Origin of the sequence: Micromonospora sp. D75 (assembly GCF_018070405.1) — a bacterium.
Lineage (GTDB): Bacteria > Actinomycetota > Actinomycetes > Mycobacteriales > Micromonosporaceae > Micromonospora > Micromonospora chalcea.
Genome location: NZ_JAGPXV010000286.1, coordinates 1 through 7,340, shown reverse-complemented (window position 1 = coordinate 7,340; position 7,340 = coordinate 1). Strand labels below are relative to the sequence as shown.

8 protein-coding genes are annotated in these 7,340 nt (G+C 75.9%); all 8 read left to right on the top strand.

The window, feature by feature from the left end:
- The coding region (locus KBX39_RS17890) for a carboxypeptidase-like regulatory domain-containing protein (RefSeq protein WP_210871624.1) at window positions 1-617 on the top strand (617 nt) is incomplete at its 5' end.
- Window positions 618-633: 16 nt separating this feature from the next.
- The gene (locus tag KBX39_RS17885) at window positions 634-1,884 is read left to right on the top strand and encodes a phage tail sheath subtilisin-like domain-containing protein (RefSeq protein ID WP_210871622.1); all 1,251 of its coding nucleotides are present in this window, start codon (window positions 634-636) and stop codon (window positions 1,882-1,884) included.
- 1 nt (window position 1,885) lies between these two features.
- Complete coding sequence (locus KBX39_RS17880; protein ID WP_043323571.1) at window positions 1,886-2,368, top strand: phage tail protein; 483 nt, start codon at window positions 1,886-1,888, stop codon at window positions 2,366-2,368.
- Window positions 2,369-3,769: 1,401 nt separating this feature from the next.
- The gene (locus KBX39_RS17875) at window positions 3,770-4,528 is read left to right on the top strand and encodes a hypothetical protein (RefSeq protein ID WP_210871620.1); all 759 of its coding nucleotides are present in this window, start codon (window positions 3,770-3,772) and stop codon (window positions 4,526-4,528) included.
- 49 nt (window positions 4,529-4,577) lie between these two features.
- Window positions 4,578-6,149 carry a phage baseplate assembly protein V gene (locus KBX39_RS17870; RefSeq protein WP_210871617.1) on the top strand — a complete coding sequence of 524 codons (1,572 nt, stop codon included), beginning with the start codon at window positions 4,578-4,580 and terminating at the stop codon, window positions 6,147-6,149.
- The gene (locus KBX39_RS17865) at window positions 6,149-6,487 is read left to right on the top strand and encodes a hypothetical protein (protein ID WP_064445743.1); all 339 of its coding nucleotides are present in this window, start codon (window positions 6,149-6,151) and stop codon (window positions 6,485-6,487) included. Before KBX39_RS17870 ends, KBX39_RS17865 begins: the two co-directional genes overlap by 1 nt.
- On the top strand, window positions 6,484-6,924 hold the full coding sequence (locus KBX39_RS17860) for a GPW/gp25 family protein (RefSeq protein ID WP_069088533.1): 441 nt from the start codon (window positions 6,484-6,486) through the stop codon (window positions 6,922-6,924). Before KBX39_RS17865 ends, KBX39_RS17860 begins: the two co-directional genes overlap by 4 nt.
- The coding region (locus KBX39_RS17855) for a baseplate J/gp47 family protein (protein WP_247660325.1) at window positions 6,921-7,340 on the top strand (420 nt) is incomplete at its 3' end. The genes KBX39_RS17860 and KBX39_RS17855, both read left to right, overlap by 4 nt.

Genomic DNA, 7,340 nt, shown 5'->3' with positions numbered 1-7,340 from the left:
ACCCCGTACCGGTCGGCCCGCCGCGCGACGACCCCGGCGGCGGCCTCACGGTCTGGCCGCTGGAGCTGCGGCCGGCCCGGCAGACCGCCACCGGCGGCGCGGCGCGCGAGCCGTACCGGTTCGTGGTCCGCCTGCTGGTCTCCGGCGGCGGGCCGGCGGCGCTGCCCGCGCTGGACCGGGTGCTCGCCGCCGCCACCACGGCGGGCCGGCCGGAACTGGTGCTCGCCACCGGCGACCCGGCGCTGTGGCGGGCGCTCGGCGTGGCGCCCCGGCCGGAGCAGCTGCTGGAGGTGCCGGCCCGGATCGACCGGCCGGTCCCGATCGCGCCGCCGGTGCGGCACCCGCTGCGACTGCGGCAGCTCGGCATGCGCACGCTCGACGGCCGGGTGGTCGGCCCGCAGGACCAGCCGCTCGCCGCCGTCCGGGTGGAGCTGGTGGGCACCGCCCAGGCCACCGAGACCGACACCGCCGGCCGGTTCCGGCTGACCGGCGTGCCGCACGACCCCGACGCGCCGGACGCCCCGGTGCGGATCCGGCTGGTCGGCGCGGGACGCGTCCACACCGCCGAACTCGATCCGGACGGCGACCACCTGATCGTCGTCCGCGCGCCCGACTGACGTCCGAGGAGGACCGATGCCCACCTACTTCTCCCCCGGCATCTACGTCGAGGAGGTACCGAGCGGGGCCCGCCCGATCGGACCGGTCGGCATGAGCACCGCCGCGTTCGTCGGGGTCGCGCCCGACCGGGGCGCCCACGTCGGCGAGGCGCTGGCGGTGAACAGCTGGACCGAGTTCCTGCGGCTGTACGCCGACGGCGAGCACCTGGAGAGCACCCCGCTGGCCCGCGCCGTGTTCGGCTTCCTGGACAACGGCGGCACCCGCTGCTGGGTGGTGAACGTCGGCGAGGGCGGCCGCCTCACCGGCACCGGCGGGCGGCGCGGCGGCCTGGAACTGCTGGAGGCGATCGACGAGGTCTCCATAGTGGCCGCGCCCGGCTACCACGACCCGGTCTCGCACGAGGCCCTGATCAGCATGGCCGAGCGGCTGCGCACCATGGTGGCGATCTGCGACCCGCCGCCGGAGGTCACCGACGTCTCCCGGCTCACCCGCGTCGCCACGCCGGGCAAGCCGCCCAAGCCCGCGTCGGCCGCTTCATCCGCGTCGGCCGACAAACCCGCCGAGGGTACGCCGGGCGACGCCGACGACGAACCGCCCGGCGGCGACCGGCCCCGGCAGTCGGACTACGCCACCTTCTACTTCCCGTGGATCCGGGTCCGCGACCCGCTCAGCGGCGACCTGGTGCTCACCCCGCCGAGCGGGCACGTCGCCGGCATCTGGGCCCGCACCGACGCGCTGCGCGGCGTGCACAAGGCGCCCGCCAACGAGCCGGTACGCGGCGCCGTCGACCTCGCGTACCGGGTGACCCGGCCCGAGCACGACGTGCTCAACCCCAAGGGCGTCAACGTGATCCGGTTCTTCGCCGGGGAGGGCATCCGGCTGTGGGGCGCCCGTACGCTCGCCGCCGAGGCCAGCGAGTGGCGCTACCTGAACGTGCGGCGGCTGTCCATCTCGATCGAGCAGGCCATCGCGGGCGGCACCCGGTGGATGGTGTTCGAGCCGAACGACTTCACGCTGTGGCGCTCGATCCGCCGCGACATCGGGGCGTTCCTCACCCGGGTGTGGCGCGACGGCGCGCTGCTCGGCCGTACGCCCGAGGAGGCGTTCTTCGTCAAGTGCGACGAGGAGACCAACCCGGCCGACGTCCGCGACGCCGGGATGGTGGTGGCGCACATCGGCATCGCCGTGGTCAAGCCCGCGGAGTTCGTGGTGTTCAAGCTGAGCCAGTGGGCCGGCGGCACCGAGACCGAGACGATCGGAGGCTGACATGCCCACCACCGCGACGCCGCAGCCGGGGGCGCCCGTCGACCCGTACCGCGCCTACCACTTCAAGCTGCTGATCAACGGCATCACCAACGGGCACTTCACCGAGGTCAGCGGCTTCGAGGTGGCGATTCCCGCGCTGTCGTACCGGGAGGCGGGCAACGAGCGCATCCGGGCCGTGCCGGGACAGGTCGAGTACGCCCCGGTCACACTCCACTTCGGCCTGACCAGCTCACGTGAGCTGTGGGACTGGGTGAACGCGGCGGCGAAGGGCACCGTCAACCGGCGCAACGTGTCGGTGGTGCTGCTCGACCCGGCCGGCACCGCCGAGGTGCTGCGCTGGAACATGATCAACGCCTGGCCGACCCGGTGGCGGGGCGCGCACCTGAACACCCTGTCGCAGGAGATCGCCATCGAGGCGCTGACCCTGGCGTACGAGGGCCTGGAACTGGAGGCCGGCGGTGCCGCCGCCCCGGCGGGCGCGTGACCGGCTGGCCCGCGCGCTGCGGGTCACCGCGGATCGCCTGTCCGGTCCGGCCCCGGCCGAGGACGCGCCGCCCTTGCCCGGCCAGCAGCCCGCCCCCGGTCAGCCGCCCGAGCACTGGCGGCGGCTGGTGGCGGCGCACGCCCCCGGCCTGCTGCGCGACCTTCCGCCGGTTTCCGCTCCTCCCCCGCTCTCCGACGAGCGGCGCCAGAGGGGCCGGTGGCGCTGGATGGCACGTTTGATCAACGGACTCGCCGCTTTCCGCAACAGCCCGCCGAGATCTTGGTACGAAAGGGCCCCTATAGGGGCCGTTTCCTACCAAGATCTCCCGGAGCTCCTGGGAAGTGGGACGGGTATCTCGGGAAGCGGGAACTCGGAGCCGGGGCGCGGTGCGCGGTCGCCGGGAGCGACGAGTGCCGGGTGGGAAGTGAGCGGGGCGGCGCCTTCCACGCCGACGCCGGGCGCCCGGTCCCGCTCGGACGGGGCCTCGCGGTCGTGGGACGACGGGGCGTCTGCGGGTGAACCCGCGAACCGGTTCGTGACGGAGCCGATCGGCTTGGCCGGGGCACCGGAGAGGACGAGAGCGGCGCGTATGCCGGACCGGACCGGATCACCGGGCGCCGTCGGCCCGACCGGTACCGCACGCACCACGGAAGCCATCGGTGGCGCGCCCCCGGCACGCCGGCCGGCGGTGACTCGCGCCCTCAGGCCGGCCCTCACCCGCACGAGGGGCGCGAGCAGCGACGGCACCGGTCGGCCCACCGACCCGGGCGTGCCCGCCGGGCCCGTACACCCCGCCGGCAGCCGGGACACGATCGGATCGCCGGGCCGCGTGAGATCCGGCGAATCGAACCGGCCGTCACCGTCCGAGCGCAGGCCCGGCCCCGACCGGGTGGACCCGCTCCGCAACCTCCCACAGGTCGACCGGGGCCGGCCGACGCGCAGGGACGACATCGCCGGAGCGGACGTGCCGTCCGGTCGAGGGGACACGCCCCCGCTCACCTTCGCGGCTGCACCACCGTCGTTGCCGCGCGGACCGGCCGCACGCATCAAGGGCGGTCGAACCGGATCAACGAACGGTCGCGACGGGACAAGGGACGGATCCGTCGCCCAGTACCCGGGGCGCGCCGCCGGCCTGCCGTACCCGGGCGGACACGACCCGGCGTCCGGGGAGAGGCAGGGGCGGTGGCCCGCGCGTCCCACGTACAGCAACCCGTGGCCGGCCCTGCCGGACGGTTCCGACCCGACCCGCACGACGGGCCACGTGGCGGCCGGGATGGCCGAGGGCGGCGGGACGCACGCGGATCCGTGGCCGGCGCTCCCGGCCGAACCGGCGTGGCCCGCCCCGCAGCCCACGCGGTGGAGCGACACGGCCCGGCTGGACCAGGAACAGGCGGGTGACTGATGGAGCGCGTCGCCTTCCTCGTGGACGAGTCCGGCACCCGGGTCGACTGCCTGCTCAACCCGGAGACCGTGCAGGTGACCCGGCTGGCCGGGGTACGCCCGCGCGGCGGACCGGACGGGCCGCTGACCGGCGCCGGGCTGGCCGACGACCCGCTGGTCTTCACCGGCGGCGGGCGTACCGAACTGGTCCTGGACCTGCTCTTCGACGTCGACTTCGTGGAGTCGCCGGCCCGGCCCGAGGACGTCCGCACGCTGACCCGGCCGTTGTGGATGCTGGCGGAGAACTCGGCGGTCGAGCACGGCTGGCTACGCCCGCCGCTGGTCCGCCTGGTCTGGGGCAAGACCTGGAACGTGCCGGGCGTGATCACCGCGATCGCGGAACGGTTCGACGCGTTCACCCTCACCGGTACGCCCCGGCGCTCCTGGCTGCGGCTGAAGCTGGTCCGCGTCGCCGAGGGCGCGGAGGCGGCGCGCGCCGGGTTCGAGGAGGAACTGGCCGCGGCGAGCACACCCGCTGTCGCGCCCGGGTCCGCGGTGGTCGCCGCCGCCGACGGCGCGGCCGAGCCGGGCTGGTCCGGGGTGCGCTTCGACCTGCTCGCCCACGACGCGCTGGGCTCGCCGCTGCGCTGGCGGCTGCTCGCCGAGCACAACCGGATCACCGACCCGCTCACCGTGCCCGCCGGCACCGCGCTCGCCGTCCCGCCGGCCGGCGCCACCACCGTCGCGCCGGACGCCGTCACCGCGGGAGGCACGCCGTGACCCGCCACGCGACCAGCCCGGCGCGGCGAGCGGCCGCCGGGGGTGCGCCGTGAGCCGGGCCGCCCTGGTCACGGTCGACGGGCGACCGCTGGCCGACCCGGCCCGGCTGCGCGGCATCCGCGTCGCCGCCCGCCTCGACCGCCCGGCACAGTGCGAGCTGACCCTCGCCGCCGCCCCCGGCGCGGGTCCGCTCGACCCTCCGGTACGCCCCGGCGCCGCCCTCGACGTCCGCCTCGACGGGCAGGCGGAGGCGCTGTTCACCGGCGAGGTGACAGCAGTCGAGCGGGAGTACGCCGGTGACGGCGCCGCGCTGGCCCGGATCCGGGCGTACGACCCGCTGCACCGGCTGCGCAAGCGGCAGGAGCTGCGCGTGTTCGAGTCGGTGACCGCCGCCGAGCTGGCCGCCGACCTGTGCGCCGGGCTGGGGTTGAGCGTGGCGGCCGAGGACGACGGGCCGCGCCTGGACCGGCTGCTCCAGCACCGGCACACCGACCTGGATCTGCTGTGCGAGGTGGCCGGCCGGGCCGGACTGCACCTCGGCGTGGACGGTGACCGGTTGCGGCTGTTCACGCTGGAGGGCTACGGGGAGCCGCTGCCGTTGACGCTCGGCGAGACGGTGCACGCGCTGCGGATCACCGAGAACCTGGACCGGGCGGGCGCGGAGTGCGCAGTGCTCGGCTGGCACCCGCAGCGCGCCGAGCCGCTGAGCCAGCGCGCGGACGAGGCGCGCAGCGGGCGGCGCATCCCGCTGCGCCCCGACCCGGGCGACGTGGGCGCGGACGGCGTCCGTACCGCTGTGGACCAGCCGGGCCGCAGCGACGACGAGCTGGCCGCGCTGGCCCGAGCCGGGCTGGACGCCCGGGTGGCGGCGCTGGTCACCGCCGAGGGCACCGCGGAGGGCGACCCGGCGCTGCGACCGGGCCGGCGGATCGCGCTGGCCGGCGTCCCGGAGCCGCTGGCCGGGGTGTACGTGCTCACCGAGGTGGTGCACACGGTGGACGCCGACGGGCACCTGACCCGGTTCTCCACCGCGCCGCCCGGCCCGCCGCCGTCGGCCGCGCCCCCGGCGGCGACTGTCACGCTCGGCACCGTCACCGACGTCGACGACCCGGACGGGCTGGGCCGGGCCCGGGTGACGCTGCCCGCGTACGGCGATCTGGACGCCGGATGGCTCGCGGTGCTCTGCCCGGGCGCGGGCCGGGGCAAGGGGATCGTCGCGCTGCCCGACCCGGACGACACCGTGCTGGTGGCGCTGCCCGGCGGCGAACCGGCCTCGGGCGTGGTGCTCGGTTCGCTGTTCGGCGCGGTCGAGCCGTACGACACCGGGATCGTGTCCGGCCGCTCGCGGCGCTGGTCGATGCGGACCGGCACCGGGCAGTCCATCGTGATCGACGACGACGGGCGCACGCTGCGGCTGGCCACCGACGCGGGCAGCTTCGTCGAGCTGCGTCCCGAGCTGACCACCGTGCACGCCGCCGGTGACCTGGTGCTCTCCGCGCCCGGCCGGGCCGTCGTGGTACGCGGCCGCACCGTCGACTTCCTGCACGCCCCGGCGGCCGAGGACGCCGAGACCGCCGCCGCGCAGGCCCGTACGCTCGCCCGTTCCGCCGGAGGTGGCTGATGCGCTGGATCCACCGCGACTCGCTGATCACCTGCGGACACGACGGGCGGGTGAGCAACCGCCCGTCCCAGCAGTGGGTGACGGTCCAGGCCGTGCCGGTGCTGATCCGCCCCGACCCGGAGGGGCGCGACATCACCGCCTGCCCCAACTACGGCCCGACGATCAAACCGTGCCTGCACACGCTGACCGTGACAGTGGGTTACAGCACGTGGGTGCGGGTGGACCGGCAGCCGGTGGTGCTGTCGCACCTGGACGGTCTGACCGACGGCACCCCGCCGGGCACCGTGCACCACCAGGTCCGCGACGTGCGGCAGAGCTTCCTGGGGGCGGACGCATGAGGGCCTTCCGCTTCGTCGGCGCCGGCTTCGACGCCGGCCGCGCCGGTGGTCTCGCGCTCACCGCCGCAGGCTCGCTCGCCATGACCGACGGCGACGAGACGGTACGCCAGGCGCTGTACCTGCTGCTGTCCACCACGCCCGGGGAGCGGCTGATGCGTCCCGGGTACGGGTCGCGGCTGCACCGGCTCGTCTTCGCGCCCAACGACGACACCACCGCCGGGCTGGCGATCCACTACGTGCGGCAGGCGATCCGGCGCTGGGAGCCCCGGGTCGAGGTGCTCGACGTGGACGCCGGCCCCGACCCGGACGACCCGTGGCGCCTGGTGATCCGGCTCGACTACCGGGTGCGGGCCAGCCTCTCCCCCGGCCACCTGGTGTTCTCCGTCGACCTGCTGCCCGCCGACGAGGAAACCGCAGACGAGGAGGGCACGTCATGACGCTGCCGGTGCCGCACCTGGACGACCGCGCCTTCCTCGACCTGGTCACCGAGGCGCGGGAACGCATCGCCCGGTCCTGCCCGGACTGGACCGACCTGTCCGCGCACGACCCGGGCATGGCGCTGGTGGAGGCGTTCGCGTACCTGACCGAGGTGATGATCTACCGGCTGAACCAGTTGCCGGAGAAGGCGTACGTGGCGTTCCTGAACCTGCTCGGCGTCACCCGGCATCCACCGGCGGCGGCCTGGGCGGACGTGCGCCTGACCCGTACCGGCCCGGACCGCGGCCCGGTGCGGGTGCCGGCCGGCACCCGGGTCGCCGCGGCCCGCGGCGCGGACCCCCGGCCGGTCGTCTTCGTGACCACCGAACCGGCGGTGCTGCCCGCCGGGGAGACCACGACGACGGTACGTGTGCAC